The organism is Methylobacterium sp. D53M (assembly GCF_053345625.1).
Map to the genome: position 1 here is coordinate 55,500 of NZ_JBKFAL010000019.1, position 14,860 is coordinate 70,359.

Here is a 14,860-nt window from a genome sequence, read left to right on the forward strand (position 1 = left end):
GATCGGCTCATTCTCACAACCTCCTCTTGGCGGGCGGGGCACTGCCCCACGGCGATGGCACTGTCGAGGCGGGCTAACCCAGCCCGACCGGCATCGCCATCCGCCGCGTGAGGTTCGCTGATCCGAATCGTGCGGCGCGCTGGCGCAGCTCACGGTCGCGCGGGCCGCGCGGCGAGGCGGCCGGCGTCGTCGCCCGCGCGGGGCCACACGTCTGATAACGCCGCAGCGCGGGTCCGACCGTCAGAGCTCGAGCGTCACGGCGTCCCGCGCACGCGAGACGCAGGGCATCATGCGGCTCCCGCGCTTGGCGAGCGGCAGGACCGCGTCGCGGTGGAGGACCGCGCCGTCGCGATAGCCGCACTCGCAGGCGCCGCAGACGCCGAGCTCGCAGGAGGAGGGCAGGTCGAGCCCCGCGCCGCGCAGCACGTCGAGCAGCGACCGGTCGGCGGGCACGTGGAGCACCTGCCCGGTGGAGGCGATGCGCGCCTCGAACGGCTCCGGTACGAAGCCCTCGTCGCGCAGCGGCTCGAAATGCTCGCTGTGCACCCGCTCGGCGGGCCAGCCCCGCACCACCAGACCCTCCTGGACCGCGTCCATGAGGCGCCGCGGCCCGCAGGCGTAGGCGTGGGTCCCGGTCTCGGCCGGGCCGAGGGCGTCGGGGTCGAAGCGCCGCCCCTCGGACCCGAACCAGCACCGGAGGCGCGGCCCGCAGACTGCCCGCACCGCTGCCAGCAGCGGCGCCGCCTCGGGGGAGGGGGCGCAGAGGTGGAACGCGAACTCCGCTCCCGACGCGGCGAGCGCGCGCGCCATGGCGAGCAGGGGCGTCACCCCGATCCCGCCGGCCACGAGCAGGTGGCGGCGCGCCTCGGGGTCGAGGAGGAAGTTGTTGCGGGGCGCCGAGACGTGGGCGAACGCCCCGGGCGCGAGCGTCTCGTGCGCCCAGGCCGAGCCACCCCGGCCGGCCGCCTCCCGCTTGATCGCGATCTCGTAGCGGCTCCGGTCGGCCGGGTCGCCGCACAGCGAGTACTGCCGCACCCGCCCGTCCGGCAGGCGCAGGTCGACGTGGGCGCCGGCCGTCCAGGCGGGGAGTTCCGGGCGCGCGGGATGGACCAGACCGAGGTGCAGCACCTCCGGCGTCGTCGCGACCGCGTCGGCGACGCGCAGCTTCATGATCAGGCGGGCCGTCATCGCGCGCAGCTCCGTCAGTCCAGCAGCTCGATCGCGTCGCCGGGCCGGATCACGCCGCCGCTCTCGATCCCGCAGTTCAGGCCCGAGCGATTGTAGAGCGGCAGGTAGACCGGCATCCCGAGAAGCTCCTCGAGATAGCGGCAGGGGAAATTGAGGCGCCCGCCCCGCAGGATCACCGCGCCGACCCGGAAGCGCCGGCCGACCAAGTGGTTGAGCGGCACGCCGCGCACCGTGAGGTTGCGCCGATGGTCCCCCGGCAGGAGGCGCAGCGGCCCCTCCTGCAGGGGCGGGTCGTTGCGGTTGAGGGCGTCGAGGGCCTCCTGCTCGATCAGCGTGACCTCGCGCACGTCGGGCTTGGGCGAGTAGGTGCCGGTGCCGAGGAAGTAGCGGTCGCCCTCGATCCCGCGGCCGGCCACGCACACGGCCTCGGACACCTCCTCCATCTCGTAGCTCGCCGCGGGGGCGATGTGGATGTGGGTCAGGCTGCCGACCCAGCCGGCGGCGCCGCCCGGAACCCGGACGGCGGCCGATCCGGCCGCGTGCGCGAAGGCCTCGACCATGCGGGGTGCGGTCTCGCCGGTCATCGTGCTGGTCGCCTCGGTTGTCATGCGGCCTCCGTGGCGAGCGCGATCGCCTCGATCTCGACCCGGGCGTCGCGCGGCAGGCGCGCGACCTCGACCGTGGAGCGGGCCGGGGCCTCGCCCGGGAAGTGCTCGGCGTAGACCGCGTTCATCGCGGCGAACTCCGCCATGTCCTTGAGGAACACGGTCGTCTTCACGACGCTCGCGAGGCTGGCGCCACCCGCCTCGAGGACGGCGGCGAGGTTGGCGAGGGAGCGCCGGGTCTGCGCCTCGACCCCCTCGGGGAACGCGCCGGTGGCGGGATCGATCGGCAGCTGTCCGGAGGCGAAGACCAGCCCGCCGGCCCGGATTCCCTGGGCGTAGGGCCCGACCGCCAGGGCGGCCTTCTCGGTGCGTATGGTGTGCTTCGTCATGCGGTCGATCTCGCGTCGGTCTGTTTCAGATAGTGGACGATAATCCACTCTATGGGAAGCCGCCGCGCGCGTCCGGGGCGGCTCATCCGGTCAGTCGATCGGCTTCCGCGCCGTCTCCGGGGCGAGGAGCGTCGCCGTCAGGGTGATGCAGGCGAGGGCGATCAGGTAGACGGAGATCGGCCAGGTCGCGCCGGAACTCCAGCCCAGCAGGGCCGCGGCGATCAGCGGGGTGAAGCCGCCGCTGAGGGCCGCGCCCACCTGGAAGCCCAGCGAGGCGCCGCTGTAGCGCAGGCGCGCGTCGAACAGCTCGGACATCCAGGCGGCGCCGGTGCCGAACATGATCCCCTGGCCGAAGCTCAGGGCCACCGCGACGGTCAGGGTGATGATCGTCGGGTCGCGCGTGTCGAGCAGGGTGAACAGCGGGAACGCGAAGGCGATCGAGAACAGGCAGGCGGCGACGAACAGGGTCCGGCGGCCGTAGCGGTCCGACAGCCAGCCGAAGGCCGGCAGGGTGAAGAGCTCGATCACCGCCGCCACCAGGATGCCGTTCAGGATGATGCTGCGCGACAGCCCGAGCTGGCCGGTCACGTAGGAGATCGAGAACACGGTCACGACGCTGACGTAGGCGATCTCGGAGACCTTGAGGCCCACGGCCTTCAGGAAGGTGCGCGGGTGCTCGGTGAGGATCTCCATGACCGGCAGGCGCGCCACCGCGGACCGCCGCTTCACCCGCTGGAACGCCGGCGTCTCGTGCAGGCGCAGGCGGATGAACAGGCCGAGGCCGACCAGCAGCGCGCTGGCCAGGAACGGGATCCGCCAGCCCCAGGCGAGGAAGTCCGCCTCCGGCAGGAAGCCGCACAGCGCGAAGGCCCCGATCGACGCGATGACGCCGAGGGGGTAGCCGAGCTGGACGATGCTGCCGAAGAAGCCGCGCCGCTCCGCCGGGACGCTCTCCACCACCATCAGGACCGCGCCGCCCCACTCGCCGCCGATCCCGATGCCCTGGACCAGGCGCAGCGCCACGAGCAGGATCGGGGCCCAGATGCCGATCTGCGCGTAGGTCGGCAGGCACCCGATCAGGAACGTGCCGAGGCCCATGATGATGATGGTCAGGGACAGCATCGCCTTGCGGCCGATCTTGTCGCCGAAATGCCCGAAGATGACGCCGCCGAGGGGGCGCGCCAGGAAGCCCACCGCGTAGGAGCCGAACGCCGCGATGGTGCCAACCAGCGGGTCGAAGCTCGGGAAGAACAGCTTGTTGAACACGAGCGCCGTGGCCGTCCCGTAGATCAGGAAGTCGTACCACTCGACCGTCGTGCCGATGACGCTCGACCAGACGATCTGGCGCCGGTCGGCGACCGGCACCGGGCCGGCATCGAGAACGGGGGACGCCTCAAGGGGCAACGCGGTATCGGCCACGGCACATCCTCCACTGTGATGGATAAAAATCCATTCTTGTGGAGGCAAGCGGCGTGCCAGCCGGGCGACGCGCGTTCCGGAGTGCGCCTCGGCGCAAGGTGCGGCGCAAGGTGCATTTCGGCAGCCCCTGCGCTAGGCGGGGGCGACTCTCTCGGTGCCGCGCCCCGGTCGCGCGGCCCGGACGCGGGCGCGGAAGACGGGGCATGACGGCGAGGACGATCATCGGGGCGGACCCGGCAGCGACGGAGACGTCCCCGCAGATCCACATCGCCGAGGAGATCCGACGGCGCCGCAGGGAGCAGGGCCTGTCGCTGGAGACGCTGGCGGCGCGCTCGGGCGTCAGCCGCTCGATGATCTCCAAGATCGAGCGCTCCGAGGCCGTGCCGTCGACGGTGGTGCTGTCCCGCCTCGCGGAGGCGCTCGGCGTCACCTTCTCGCGGCTGATGGCGCCCGCGACGGAGCGCGAGATCCTGGTCATCCCGGCGAGCCGCCAGCCGATCCTGCGCGACGAGGCGTCCGGCTACCTGCGGCGCTGCATCTCGCCGGTCCTGCCCGGGCGCGGCATCGACTGGGTGCTCAACACGCTGCCGCCCGGCGCCAGCACCGGCGAGTTCACCGCCCATCGCCGCGGCGTGTCCGAGTACATCTACGTCCTGCGCGGCCGCCTGCGGGCGGTGATCGGCGAGCGCGCGGTCATCATGGAGACCGGCGACAGCCTGTATTTCGAGGCCGATGCCGGGCACGCCTTCACCAACGTCGGCACAGAGGCGTGCGAGTACTTCCTGGTGATCGACCCGTCGCGCGTCCGCTGAGCCGGCGCCCCGGACGTCCGCGGCGCGCGGGGCCGGCCGCCGGTCCCGGTCGGGCGCGTCAGTGGAAGGCCTTGAACGCGATGATCGTCTCGGAATCCTTCACGCCGTCGAGGCGCAGGAGGAAGTCGTTCACGAACAGCCCGATATCGACGCCGTTGTCCACGTGGAACTTGGCCATGATGTCGAACCGTCCGGCCGTGGAGTAGATCTCGGACGCGATCTCCATCGCGACGAGCGCGTCGGACACGGCGTAAGTCTTGCCGATCTCGCATTTGATCTGCACGAAAAATGTCTTCATGTCCGTCTCGCTGGATGGCGCGCCGCCGCGGCCGCGCGGATCGGGGCCGCCGACCCCGCCGGAGCGGCCGAACCTAGCACCGTTCCGCGCGTCCGCTCAGGCGGCACCCGGCCGGAGAAACGCCAGGACCTCGCGGGCGAACATCTCGGGGGCCTGGAGCTGCGGGACGTGGGCGCAGTCCGGCAGCGTCACGAACCGCGCGTCCGGCAGCCCGGCCGCGAGCTCGCGGGCCATGGCCGGCGGGGTCGCCTCGTCCTCCTCCCCGACGAGCACCAGCGCCGGCGCGCGGATCTCTGAGAGGCGCGCGCGCAGGTCGAGGCCGGCCAGGGCCGCGCAGGCCGCCCGGAACACGTCGACGTCCGTGCGCAGGAAGGCGGCCCGGCGCTCGGCCATCAGGTCCGGGTGCGCGGCCTGGAACGCGGGCGCGAACAGCCGGCGCATGGCCGTGTCGGCGAGCGCCGCGAGCCCCTTCTCGGCCGCCGCGCCGGCCATGCCGCGGAACGCGGCTCGGCCGGGCTCCGGGAAGCAGGCGCCGCAATCGGCGAAGACGAGCCGGTCGAAGAGGTCGGGGTGGCGCAGGGCGCAGAGCAGCAGCACGAAGCCGCCGTAGCCGTTGCCCAGCCCCGCCGCCGGCCGGCCCCCGGCCGCCGCGCGCAATGCCGCGCCGACCCGGTCGGCGACGGCCTCGAGGCCGCCCGGCGCGGGCGCGGAGGCGCCGAACCCGGGCAGGTCGGGGAGGAGGAGCCGGAAGTCGCGGCCGAGCGCCGGGGTGACCCGGTCGAAGCTCGTCCGGTCGGCGAGCAGCGAGTGCAGCAGGACGAGGGGCGGGCCCTCGCCGGACAGGGTCACCGCGACCTGGCCATCCGCGAACATCGCCTGCATCCGAGACCTCCCCCGCCGCCTCTGCCGGCGGCTCCACGACGCTGTCGCATCCGACGCGTTCGCTCGCAATCCGGTTGACGTGATATTTCACGAATGGCAGCATGTGTCGATCGAACGAGGCCGTGCGTGCTGCTCAGAGACAACATCTACGCGGCGATCCGTGCCGACATCCTGGCCTGCGTCCTGCGCCCCGGCGCGGAGGTGCGCGAGCAGGAACTGGCCCAGCGCTACGCCGTGAGCCGGCAGCCGGTCCGGGAGGCGCTGCTGCGCCTGGAGCGCGAGCGGCTCGTCACGGTTTACGCGCGTCAGGGATATCAGATCAACGCGATTTCGGTGGCGGACGCGCGCGATCTGCTGCGCATGCGCCTCGCCCTGGAGCCGGCCTGCGCGGCCGAGGCCGCGGCCGGCGCGCCCGCTTCCGTCCTGGCGTCCCTCGACGCGTTCCGCGCCGTCGCGGACGGCGCCGACTTCATCGCGGAGAACCGCGCCTTCCACATCGCCCTCGCCGAGGCGTCGGGGAACCGCCGCATGGCCGCGACCGTGCGCGACCTCGTCGAGCAGGCGGACCGGCTCGTCCGGGTCAGCCTCGACGGCATCCGCGGGCGCGACCCGGCGCAGCTGGTGGACGAGCACGCCGCCATCATCGACGCCGTGCAGCGGCGCGACGGGCGCGGGGCGCGCCGCCTCGTGCGCGCGCACGTCGCCCAGGCCGAGCGCCGCATCCTGACCGCCCTGGAACGCAGCGCGATCGTCCTCTGAACGAGCCCGCGCCCGGCGCGGAGCCGAGGGACGCGGTCGAACACGACACCGGGCCCGACCCGGCCCGACAACGGACCCGACACGGGAGAGACGCCATGACCCTGCACGCGCCGGAACCGACCGTCGAAACACGGGGCAACTTCATCGACGGGCGCGAGGTCGAGGCCGGCGACGGGACGCTGATCGACGTGCGCAATCCCGCCACCGGCGCGGTGATCGCCCGGATCCCCAATTCGGGGCCGGCCGACGTCGACCGGGCGATGCGCGCGGCCCGGGCGGCCTTCGAGGGCCGGGAATGGGGCGGGATGGACATCCGGGCGCGCGCCCGGCTGGTGAACCGGCTCGCCGACGCGTTCGAGGCCAACCTCGACACGCTCTACCGGCTGGAGACCACCAACAACGGCCGGCCGGTCAACGAGACCCGGGCGCAGCTCTCGCGGCTGCCGGACTTCTTCCGCTACTTCGCGGGCGTGGCGCTGGCGCGGCGCGACGACGTCATCCCGGTCGAGGGCAACTACCTCAACTACACCCGCCGCACCCCGATCGGCGTGGTGGCGAACTGCACGCCGTTCAACCACCCGCTGATGATCCTGTGCAAGTCGCTGGCGGTGGTGCTCGCCACCGGCTGCACCACGGTGGTCAAGCCCTCCGAGTACACGCCGCTCACGACTCTGAAGCTCGCGCAGATCTTCACCGAGGCCGGCCTGCCGCCGGGCGTGTTCAACATCGTGCTGGGACTCGGCGCCTCGACCGGCAAGGCGCTGGCCGAGCACGGCGACATCAACAAGCTCGTGCTCACCGGCGGCACCGAGGCCGGCCGGATCGCCGGCTCGGCGGCCGCGAAGGTCTTCGCCCACCAGACCATGGAGCTCGGCGGCAAGACCCCCGTGATGGTGTTCGACGACTTCGACGTCGAGCGGGCGGTGAACTACGCGGCCTTCGGCGCCTTCATCGGCGCCGGCCAGACCTGCGTGTGCGGCAGCCGCCACCTCGTCCAGGCCTCGATCTACGACGAGTTCGTGGAGCGGCTCGCCGCCAAGACTGCCGCGATCCGCCTCGGCGACCCCTTCGACCCGGCGACCCAGCTCGGGCCGGTCATCTCCGAGCGCCAGCGGGACCGCGTCCTCGCCTATGCCGGCTACGGCCGCGACCAGGGCGCCCGCGCGGTGGCGGGCGGGCGGGCGGCCCGGGTGCCGGGCTTCGAGGGCGGCTACTTCGTGGAGCCCACCGTGTTCGCGGACGTCACCGCCGACATGCGCATCTTCCAGGAGGAGGTGTTCGGGCCCTTCACCAGCGTGACCCGCTTCGAGGACGAGGCCGACGCGCTCCGGCTGGCCAACGACTCGCCCTTCGGCCTCGCCGCGGCCGTGCGCACCCGCGACGTCGCCCGGGCCCACCGGGTGGCGCACGCGGTCAAGGCCGGCATCGTCTGGATCAACGACCACCACCGCCTCGACCCGGCCTCGCCCTGGGGCGGGGTCGGCGACAGCGGGCTCGGCCGCGAGTGCGGGATCGAGAGCTTCAACGACCATTTCGACGTGAAGAGCGTGATGGTCGCCACCGGCGACGGGCCCTTCGACTGGTACCGCGACACGGCCGGCCAGCGCCGCCTGAACTGACGACCGGCGGCGCGGGGGATGCGAGGTCCGCGCCAGACGGACCCCTTCCGCGCCGGCCCCGAACCCGAGGAAGGAAACGCCCCATGTCCGAAGCCGTGAGCCCGGCGGTCAACGCCGGAGGCCGCCTCGACCGCCTGCCGATCGGCCCGTTCCACCGCCGCATCATGTGGCTGATCGGGATCGGCATGTTCTTCGACGGGTTCGACATCTACATCGCCGCCACCGTGCTCGGCGCGACCCTGAAGAGCGGCTTCTCGACCCTGCCGCAGAACGCGTGGTTCGTCTCGGCCACCTTCGTGGGGATGATGGCGGGCTCGTTCCTGACGGGCTTCTTCGGCGACCGCTACGGGCGCCGCTTCACCTACCAGGCCAACCTCCTGGTCTTCGGGCTGGCCGCCATCGGGGCGGCCTTCGCGCCCAACATGACGGTGCTGATCGTGCTGCGCTTCATCATGGGCGTGGGGCTCGGGGCCGAGAACGTCGTGGGCTACTCGACCATGACCGAGTTCGTGCCGGCACGCTCGCGCGGGCGCTTCCTCGGCCTCATGGCGGTGTTCGTCGTCACGGGCCTGCCGGCCGCCTCCCTGATCGGCTACCTGATCATCCCGACCTTCGGCTGGCGGGCGATGTTCGCGCTGGGCGGCCTCGGGGCGCTCGCCGTCTGGTACGCCCGCAAGAGCCTGCCGGAATCGCCGCGCTGGCTCGAGGCCGTGGGGCGCCACGCCGAGGCCGAGGCGCTGATGCGCGCGATCGAGGCCGAGGCGGCCCGCGGCGCGCCGCTGCCGCCCGCCGCCGCGGCCGCGCCCGTCACGCAGCTCGGGCTCGCCGCCCTGTTCCGGCCGCCGCTGCTGTCGCGCCTGCTGCTGGGCTGCCTGTGCCTCGTGGTGATCAACACCCTGCTGTACGGCTTCGTGACCTGGCTGCCGACCTTCTTCATCCGGCAGGGCCTCTCGGTGGCGACCTCCTTCGGCTACGCGCTGCTGATGGGGCTCGGCGCGCCGGTGGGCAGCGCCATCGGCGCCCTGACCGCCGACCGCTGGGGCCGCAAGCCGACGATCATCGGCGCCTCGGCGACGGCCATCCTGTTCGGGATCCTCTACCCGATGACCCTGGACCCGGTCCTGCTGCCGCTGGTCGGGTTCGGGCTGACGGTGCCGATCTACGTGCTGGTGGCCCTGCTGTTCGGGATCTACATCCCCGAGCTGTTCCCGACCGAGGTGCGCCTGCGGGCGTCGGGCCTGTGCAACACGGTCGGGCGCGGGGCGACCATCGTGACGCCCTTCCTGGTCGTCACCCTGTTCGAGACCTACGGCATCGCGGGCGTGACCGGCCTGATGATCGGGCTGCTCGCCCTGCAGATCGTGGCGGTCGCGGCCTTCGGCGTCGAGCCGCGCAGCCAGAGCCTGGAGAGCCTGGAGGCCGGCGTCGCGCCGGCCGAGGGCGGCCCGGCCGCCCGGGCGCGGGGCACGGTTCCGCGCCCGATCCACTGAGACCGGGAGGCGCTCCGCCCGGCCGTCCCCGGCCGGGCGAGGCGATCAGTTCCAGGTGTGCAGGACCGTGCGCCAGGCGCCGTCGCGCTTCTCCAGCACGTTCACCCAGTTGCCCTCGAACTTCTTCTTCGCGCCCCCGTCCCCGGGGCCGGTCATCTCCCAGCGGCCGGACACGATGAGCAGGTTGTCCTTCGGCAGCGCGGATTTGACCGTCGTCTTGTGCTCGTCCCATCCCTTCGCCTTCAGCCCGGCGAAGAACTTCTGGATGCCGTCGCTGGTCTGCGGCGCGCCCTTCGTGACGACGATCGCGTCGGGCGTGTAGAGCTTGGCCAGCGCGTCCATGTCGCCGCCGTTATACGCCGCGTCCCACTGGCTCGCGGCGCTCTGCGCGTCGGCCTGGACGGTGTCCGCCCGGCACAGGCTCGGCGTCATCAGGGCGACAGCGAATACGGTCGCGTGCAGGACGTGGGGGCGCAGCATGTCTTCCTCCATCGTGAAGTGTTCTGGTCGATCACGGTGCGAAGGCGCGGGAGCTCCGGATCTTGACTAAGGGTATTTCTCCCAGGTGAGCGTGATGACGCTCATCCTGCCGTCGACGTTGAACTTGAACGGCACCGTCGTGAGGACGAGCCGCCCGTTCTCCTGCGCGACGTGCCGGACCTGGGAGGTCCCGGTCCAGGCCTCGTTCCAGGACGTGTCGATGTCGTGGACGATCCGGTCGCCCTCGAGCCGGTAGGTCCCCGCATAGGCGAAGAAGGTCTTGTGGAGCTTGATCCGGTCCGCGTCGGACATCTTGTCGTTGGCGATCGGCCGCTCCCGGCCTTCGTGGGCGCAGACCACCATCATGCGCCCGTCGCGGCCGTAATGGATCCACCCGGTCGGCTTCGGGCCGCCGTAGGCGTCGATGGTCTCTCCCGTGTCCACGATCCGGCGCGTGGCCGCGGCGAGGCGCCAGGTCCCGACGACCGCGTCCGCGTCCACCGCCCACCCGGGCGAGATGCCGAGACAACCCGAGACCAGGACGGCGGCGCCCGCGACGCCGACCATCGCCGCCTCGGCGAGCCGAGACCTGCGCAACCCCTGTTCGACGACGCGCATCGCAGCGACCCTCGGTAAGGCCATGGGGACTCAGAGCACGAACCAGACCGTACGCGACCGAACCATCATTGAATACCATGATCGGTGCGAATGCAAGGCATATGTGCTGATTTGATAAAAACGAAAACAGTCAAAAATCTGATATGGTCCGAATGATGCTGGAAAGATAAGTATAGATGCGCCCGAGAGACCTGCGCGGCCTGCCGGCCGAGTCGACGGCGCGCGCGGAGGCGACGTTCGGGAAGGAGATCGGCCGCCCGCATGCGGAAACGTCCTGATCCGCGTGTCCGGATCGTCCTTTCCACCTGCGCGAGGCGTGCGAACATCTGCGCGTCCGAGACGATTGACCGCTCATCGGGAGAATGCCGCGCGCCTATCGAGGGTGGCGCGCAGGGGCTACGCTCCCACTGATGTCCGCGGCAACCGACCTCCACCCCGACCCCCACCCCGACCCCAGGCCGACCCTCGCGCGGCCCGACGACGATCCGTACGTCTGGCTGGAGGAGGTCGACGGGCCCGACGCGCTCGCCTGGGTCGAGGCGCGCAACGCGGAGACGCTCGCCCGCTACGGCGATGCCGGCTTCCTCCGCGACCGCGACATCGCCCGCGCGCTTCTCGACCGGCCGGACCGCATCCCGTTCGTCCAGCGCTTCGGCGCCTGGCTCTACAATTTCTGGACGGACGGCGCGCATCCGCGCGGCCTGTGGCGGCGCGTCGACGCGGCCGGCTACCGCGCCGCGGTCCCGGACTGGGAGATCCTGCTCGATCTCGACCATCTCGCGGCGACCGAGGGCGAGGACTGGGTCTGGGCCGGGGCGACGATCCTCAGGGACGCGCTCGATCGCGCCCTCGTCCGCCTCAGCCGCGGCGGCAAGGACGCGGCCGTGATCCGCGAGTTCGATCTGGACACCCGCACCTTCGTGGCCGACGGCTTCGTCCTGCCCGAGGGCAAGGGCGGCGCGACGTGGCTCGATCGCGAGACGGTGCTCCTGTCGAGCGCCCTCGGCCCGGGCATGGCCACGCGGTCCGGTTACGCGCGCACCGTCCGGCTCTGGCCGCGCGGCACGGACCCGCGCGACGCGTCCGTCCTGTTCGAGACCGCCGAGACCAGCATGGCGGTCTGGGGCGCGTCCGACCGGCAGACCGGGACCGAGCGGATCACGGTCGTCGAGCAGCTCGGCTTCTTCGACGCGGCTGTCCATATCGGCGATCGTGGCGGCCTGCGCGCGCGCCTCGACCTGCCCACGCATGCCGGGGTCCAGCTGCACCGCGACCACCTGTCCGTGCGGCTGCGGCGGCCCTGGACGGTGGACGGCGTCGCGCATGACACCGACACGGTGCTGGCGATCGCGCTCCCCGACCTGCTGGCGGGAGGTCGCGCCTTCACGGTCCTCTGGCGGCCGGACGCGCGGCTCGCCCTGCAGAGGGTGTTCTGGTCGGCCGGGCGGCTGATCGTGGACGTGCTCGAGGACCTGCGTCCCACCTACCGGGTCTTCGAGCCGGGGCCGGGCGGCTGGACCGAGCGGCCCCTCGCGGGGCTGCCCGCCCTCGGCTCCGTCCATCTCTGGCCCCTCGACGGCGATCCGGAGCGGGCGGACGGAGCCCTGCTGGCGCTGGCCCACGACCCGGTGACGCCGCCGGCGCTGCTCGCCTTCCCGCCCGCGCTCGATGCCCCGGCCGTCCTGCGTCGGGCGCCCCCGGCCTTCGACGCGCGCGGCATCCGGGTGACGCGCCACGAGGCCGTGTCGGCGGACGGGACGCGCGTTCCCTATGTCCAGGTCGGGAGCCAGGTCGGGCCGGAAGCCGAGACCGGTGCGGCCCCCGTCTACCTGACGGCCTATGGCGGGTTCGGGCTCTCGCGCCTGCCGGATTACCAGCCCGTGCTGGGCAAGCTCTGGCTGGAGCGGGGCGGCACCTGCGTGACCGCCAACATCCGCGGCGGCGGCGAGTTCGGCACCCGGTGGCACCACGCGGGCCGGCGCGAGGGCAAGGCCCGGGCGCACGACGACTTCGCCGCGGTGGCCGCCGATCTCGTCGCCCGCGGCGTGACGCGGCCGGGGCGGATCGCGGCCGAGGGCGGCTCGAACGGAGGCCTGCTGATCGCCAACATGCTCACCCGCTACCCGGAGCGGTTCGGGGCGCTGGCCTGCACGATCCCGCTGATCGACATGCGCCGCTACACGAAGCTCCTGGCCGGCGCGAGCTGGATCGGGGAGTACGGCGATCCGGACGACCCGCAGGACTGGGCGTTCCTGTCCGGCATCTCCGCCTACCACGCCGCCGAGGCCGGGCGGGCCTACCCGCCGATCCTGCTGGCCACGAGCCGCGGCGACGACCGGGTCCATCCCGGCCACGCGCGGAAGATGGCGCAGAAGCTCCGCGTCCTCGGCTGCGACGTCGCCTTCTACGAGCCCGCGACCGGCGGGCACGGCGCCGGCAAGGACAGCGAGCAGACGGCGGCGTTCCGGGCGCTGGGGCTCACCTTCCTGCGCCGCGCCATCGGATGGGATGACCCGGTCGCGTGAGCACGGCCTCGACCCGAACCGCGGCATCGTCCGGGTCCGCATACGGGAACGGCGGGGCTCTCGCCCCGCCGTTCCCGCCGTCCGTTCGGGCAGTCCGTCGCCCGGGGCGGCCTCGAGGACCGCCGCGGCTCAGAAGCCCATCAGCACCCCGGCCGAGCCGGTCACCGTCATCGCGAGGCCGCCCAGGAAGGCGCCGATCATCGCGTAGGAGAAGCCCTTCAGGACCATGTCGTGCACGCCTCTCATCGAGCAGCGGGTCTCGGGCGAGACCCGGGATCACCGACTGCAATGATGATGCCGGATCGGCCGGCTGCGTGCGGTGCGAAGAGTCACGCTGCGCCGCGGAACCGTTCGGCGCGCATTCAGGCGGCGACGGTGGGCGAGACGGCCGCCGGGCCCGTCTCGCTCACGCGAAATGGGCCGGTAGGCTGAGGGCCTGCGCGTAGGTCACGAGGGCGACCGCGCCGGCGATCAGGGTCGCCGCCAGGGCGATGCGGTTGGTCCAGGTCATCGTCGTCTCCATCGGGTTCGCGACTGTGTTCGCGGTGTGATCCCGATGTACGCCCAAGCTTTCAGGTCCGGCGTGTCCCGGAACACCTGCAGGGCCGCCGCTCGCGCACGGATCCCGGGCCGCGCACCGGCCGGAGGCGGGCAGGGAGGCCGCCTCCGGGCTCGGAGGGCCCCGCAGAGCGGGACGGGACCCTGATCCGCCGGCCCGCTCTATCCGGCCTCGGCGCGCTGATCCGCGTTGGAGGCGACCGTGAACCCCTCGCGATCGAAGACGGTGTAGAGGATGCCGGCCGGATCGAGGCCGAGGCCGCCGATATGCGCGATCGCCGCTTCCTTGGCCTCGGCCAGCGTGCTGAACGGGTCCGGCAGCTGATACATCCGCGAGGCCTGCTCGGCGCCGTCGATCCGCACCGGCGGCGTAGTGATCTCGACCGTGTAGGGCACGACGACCGTCCGCCGCGACCTAGTGGAACACGCCGAGGAAATACAGCAACAGGATGATCGGCAGCGGGATTCCCAGCAGCCACAGCAATCCACCGCGCAGCATTCGCGCCTCCTCTATGTCGACAATCGCACCGAAATATCGGCCGGTTCGAGATTGGAACGCGCGAACATCGGAAAGGGATGCACAATACTGGCGCGAATGCTCGGGGCGCACCTTCGGTAGAGCTGCGCGAGACCTGCTTGCGTCCCGCCCCGCGCGGGCGGCCGTCCGCGCCCGACATCCGCCCAGCCGCGGCTGGGACAGCTCAGCGATGCAGCGCGGCGATCCAGTCCCTCAGCGGATCCACCACGTAGGCCATCCAGGTCCGCGCCCAGGCCAGGGCAGGGCGGTTCGCGTCGATCGGCCGGGCGGCCATCAGGGCCGCCACGTAGGCGTCCTCCTGGGGCTTGCACGCGTCCAGGGCGCCCCGCTCCCGGCCGGGCCTGCTCCGGTGCGCCGGCTGCTGGTCGAAGGCCTCGCGGACGCAGCCGTGCCACGCCCGCTCCAGGCCCGGCAGGTCGGCCGGCTCCGCTGCCAGCGCCGCGGCAGGCTCGGCCCCCGCCAGGGCCGCGAGGAGCGCCTGGCCGGCCGCGAGGGGCGAGCGCCTACTCATCCGACGCGCGCTCCGTCTGCGGGGCCGCGTCGGCAAGGGTCATCGCGCGCGCGGCCGTGCGCAACTCGTGGCGGGCCACGCCGTCCGCGAGCGCGACGAGGGCGACGAGCACGAGCCCCAGCATGAGGAGACGGCGGATGGTCGGGGCGGGGATGAGCATCGAGGGCGC

General features: G+C 72.5%; 17 protein-coding genes. 5 read left to right on the forward strand and 12 right to left on the reverse strand.

Annotation, left to right across the window (positions count from 1 at the left end; all coding sequences use genetic code 11):
• Positions 1 to 240: 240 nt before the first annotated feature.
• From ACLBYG_RS22985 to ACLBYG_RS23000, 4 genes are all read right to left on the reverse strand, one after another.
• The gene (locus ACLBYG_RS22985; protein ID WP_447683026.1) at positions 241 to 1,188 is read right to left on the reverse strand and encodes a PDR/VanB family oxidoreductase; all 948 of its coding nucleotides are present in this window, start codon (positions 1,186 to 1,188) and stop codon (positions 241 to 243) included.
• Between the two features lie 14 nt (positions 1,189 to 1,202).
• Positions 1,203 to 1,772, reverse strand: coding sequence for an MOSC domain-containing protein (locus ACLBYG_RS22990; protein ID WP_447683051.1), 570 nt, complete (start codon positions 1,770 to 1,772; stop codon positions 1,203 to 1,205).
• A 20-nt stretch (positions 1,773 to 1,792) separates the two neighbouring features.
• Positions 1,793 to 2,182 carry a Rid family detoxifying hydrolase gene (locus ACLBYG_RS22995; protein WP_447683027.1) on the reverse strand — a complete coding sequence of 130 codons (390 nt, stop codon included), beginning with the start codon at positions 2,180 to 2,182 and terminating at the stop codon, positions 1,793 to 1,795.
• Between the two features lie 90 nt (positions 2,183 to 2,272).
• Entirely contained in the window at positions 2,273 to 3,601 is a 1,329-nt protein-coding gene (locus tag ACLBYG_RS23000) for an MFS transporter (protein ID WP_091682098.1), read from the reverse strand.
• Between the two features lie 203 nt (positions 3,602 to 3,804).
• Here ACLBYG_RS23000 and ACLBYG_RS23005 point away from each other — a divergent pair, with 203 nt between their 5' ends.
• Positions 3,805 to 4,413: a helix-turn-helix domain-containing protein gene (locus ACLBYG_RS23005; protein ID WP_020096176.1), complete on the forward strand. Its 609-nt coding sequence runs from the start codon at positions 3,805 to 3,807 to the stop codon at positions 4,411 to 4,413.
• 58 nt (positions 4,414 to 4,471) lie between these two features.
• Here the strand turns inward: ACLBYG_RS23005 and ACLBYG_RS23010 are convergent, their stop codons facing one another.
• Positions 4,472 to 4,711: an Lrp/AsnC ligand binding domain-containing protein gene (locus ACLBYG_RS23010; protein WP_012329666.1), complete on the reverse strand. Its 240-nt coding sequence runs from the start codon at positions 4,709 to 4,711 to the stop codon at positions 4,472 to 4,474.
• A gap of 96 nt (positions 4,712 to 4,807) precedes the next feature.
• Entirely contained in the window at positions 4,808 to 5,593 is a 786-nt protein-coding gene (locus ACLBYG_RS23015; protein ID WP_056524196.1) for an alpha/beta fold hydrolase, read from the reverse strand.
• 126 nt (positions 5,594 to 5,719) lie between these two features.
• On the opposite strand from ACLBYG_RS23015, the gene ACLBYG_RS23020 reads away from it, so the two are divergent.
• From ACLBYG_RS23020 to ACLBYG_RS23030, 3 genes are all read left to right on the forward strand, one after another.
• On the forward strand, positions 5,720 to 6,352 hold the full coding sequence (locus ACLBYG_RS23020; protein WP_447683028.1) for a GntR family transcriptional regulator: 633 nt from the start codon (positions 5,720 to 5,722) through the stop codon (positions 6,350 to 6,352).
• Positions 6,353 to 6,447: 95 nt separating this feature from the next.
• Positions 6,448 to 7,971, forward strand: coding sequence for an aldehyde dehydrogenase (locus ACLBYG_RS23025; RefSeq protein ID WP_447683029.1), 1,524 nt, complete (start codon positions 6,448 to 6,450; stop codon positions 7,969 to 7,971).
• Between the two features lie 83 nt (positions 7,972 to 8,054).
• Entirely contained in the window at positions 8,055 to 9,461 is a 1,407-nt protein-coding gene (locus ACLBYG_RS23030; protein WP_020096171.1) for an MFS transporter, read from the forward strand.
• A 45-nt stretch (positions 9,462 to 9,506) separates the two neighbouring features.
• Here the strand turns inward: ACLBYG_RS23030 and ACLBYG_RS23035 are convergent, their stop codons facing one another.
• Together ACLBYG_RS23035 and ACLBYG_RS23040 are read right to left on the reverse strand one after the other, a co-directional pair.
• On the reverse strand, positions 9,507 to 9,941 hold the full coding sequence (locus ACLBYG_RS23035; RefSeq protein ID WP_056524205.1) for a YybH family protein: 435 nt from the start codon (positions 9,939 to 9,941) through the stop codon (positions 9,507 to 9,509).
• A 66-nt stretch (positions 9,942 to 10,007) separates the two neighbouring features.
• A complete protein-coding gene (locus tag ACLBYG_RS23040; RefSeq protein ID WP_244527019.1) occupies positions 10,008 to 10,559 on the reverse strand; it encodes a lipocalin-like domain-containing protein in 552 nt (183 codons plus the stop codon).
• A 410-nt stretch (positions 10,560 to 10,969) separates the two neighbouring features.
• Here ACLBYG_RS23040 and ACLBYG_RS23045 point away from each other — a divergent pair, with 410 nt between their 5' ends.
• Complete coding sequence (locus ACLBYG_RS23045; protein WP_447683030.1) at positions 10,970 to 13,084, forward strand: prolyl oligopeptidase family serine peptidase; 2,115 nt, start codon at positions 10,970 to 10,972, stop codon at positions 13,082 to 13,084.
• 720 nt (positions 13,085 to 13,804) lie between these two features.
• On the opposite strand, the gene ACLBYG_RS23050 is transcribed toward ACLBYG_RS23045, so the two are convergent.
• The 4 genes from ACLBYG_RS23050 to ACLBYG_RS23065 form a co-directional block, all read right to left on the reverse strand.
• A complete protein-coding gene (locus ACLBYG_RS23050; RefSeq protein ID WP_056524217.1) occupies positions 13,805 to 14,038 on the reverse strand; it encodes a hypothetical protein in 234 nt (77 codons plus the stop codon).
• 19 nt (positions 14,039 to 14,057) lie between these two features.
• Positions 14,058 to 14,252, reverse strand: a complete 195-nt coding sequence (locus ACLBYG_RS23055; protein WP_132368208.1) for a hypothetical protein — start codon at positions 14,250 to 14,252, stop codon at positions 14,058 to 14,060.
• A gap of 91 nt (positions 14,253 to 14,343) precedes the next feature.
• On the reverse strand, positions 14,344 to 14,691 hold the full coding sequence (locus ACLBYG_RS23060) for a hypothetical protein (RefSeq protein WP_447683031.1): 348 nt from the start codon (positions 14,689 to 14,691) through the stop codon (positions 14,344 to 14,346).
• Positions 14,684 to 14,851, reverse strand: coding sequence for a hypothetical protein (locus tag ACLBYG_RS23065; RefSeq protein ID WP_020095859.1), 168 nt, complete (start codon positions 14,849 to 14,851; stop codon positions 14,684 to 14,686). The genes ACLBYG_RS23060 and ACLBYG_RS23065 overlap by 8 nt, the downstream gene beginning before the upstream one ends.
• Between the last annotated feature and the right edge of the window lie 9 nt (positions 14,852 to 14,860).

What these genes read in the sequence shown, in the direction of transcription:
- ACLBYG_RS22995 (WP_447683027.1), bottom strand. Translation starts at nt 2,182, where the DNA reads ATGACGAAGCACACCATACGCACCGAGAAGGCCGCCCTGGCGGTCGGG.
- ACLBYG_RS23010 (WP_012329666.1), bottom strand. Translation starts at nt 4,711, where the DNA reads ATGAAGACATTTTTCGTGCAGATCAAATGCGAGATCGGCAAGACTTAC.
- ACLBYG_RS23035 (WP_056524205.1), bottom strand. Translation starts at nt 9,941, where the DNA reads ATGCTGCGCCCCCACGTCCTGCACGCGACCGTATTCGCTGTCGCCCTG.
- ACLBYG_RS23015 (WP_056524196.1), bottom strand. Translation starts at nt 5,593, where the DNA reads ATGCAGGCGATGTTCGCGGATGGCCAGGTCGCGGTGACCCTGTCCGGC.
- ACLBYG_RS23025 (WP_447683029.1), top strand. Translation starts at nt 6,448, where the DNA reads ATGACCCTGCACGCGCCGGAACCGACCGTCGAAACACGGGGCAACTTC.
- ACLBYG_RS23030 (WP_020096171.1), top strand. Translation starts at nt 8,055, where the DNA reads ATGTCCGAAGCCGTGAGCCCGGCGGTCAACGCCGGAGGCCGCCTCGAC.
- ACLBYG_RS23045 (WP_447683030.1), top strand. Translation starts at nt 10,970, where the DNA reads ATGTCCGCGGCAACCGACCTCCACCCCGACCCCCACCCCGACCCCAGG.
- ACLBYG_RS22990 (WP_447683051.1), bottom strand. Translation starts at nt 1,772, where the DNA reads ATGACCGGCGAGACCGCACCCCGCATGGTCGAGGCCTTCGCGCACGCG.
- ACLBYG_RS23060 (WP_447683031.1), bottom strand. Translation starts at nt 14,691, where the DNA reads ATGAGTAGGCGCTCGCCCCTCGCGGCCGGCCAGGCGCTCCTCGCGGCC.
- ACLBYG_RS22985 (WP_447683026.1), bottom strand. Translation starts at nt 1,188, where the DNA reads ATGACGGCCCGCCTGATCATGAAGCTGCGCGTCGCCGACGCGGTCGCG.
- ACLBYG_RS23005 (WP_020096176.1), top strand. Translation starts at nt 3,805, where the DNA reads ATGACGGCGAGGACGATCATCGGGGCGGACCCGGCAGCGACGGAGACG.
- ACLBYG_RS23065 (WP_020095859.1), bottom strand. Translation starts at nt 14,851, where the DNA reads ATGCTCATCCCCGCCCCGACCATCCGCCGTCTCCTCATGCTGGGGCTC.
- ACLBYG_RS23040 (WP_244527019.1), bottom strand. Translation starts at nt 10,559, where the DNA reads ATGCGCGTCGTCGAACAGGGGTTGCGCAGGTCTCGGCTCGCCGAGGCG.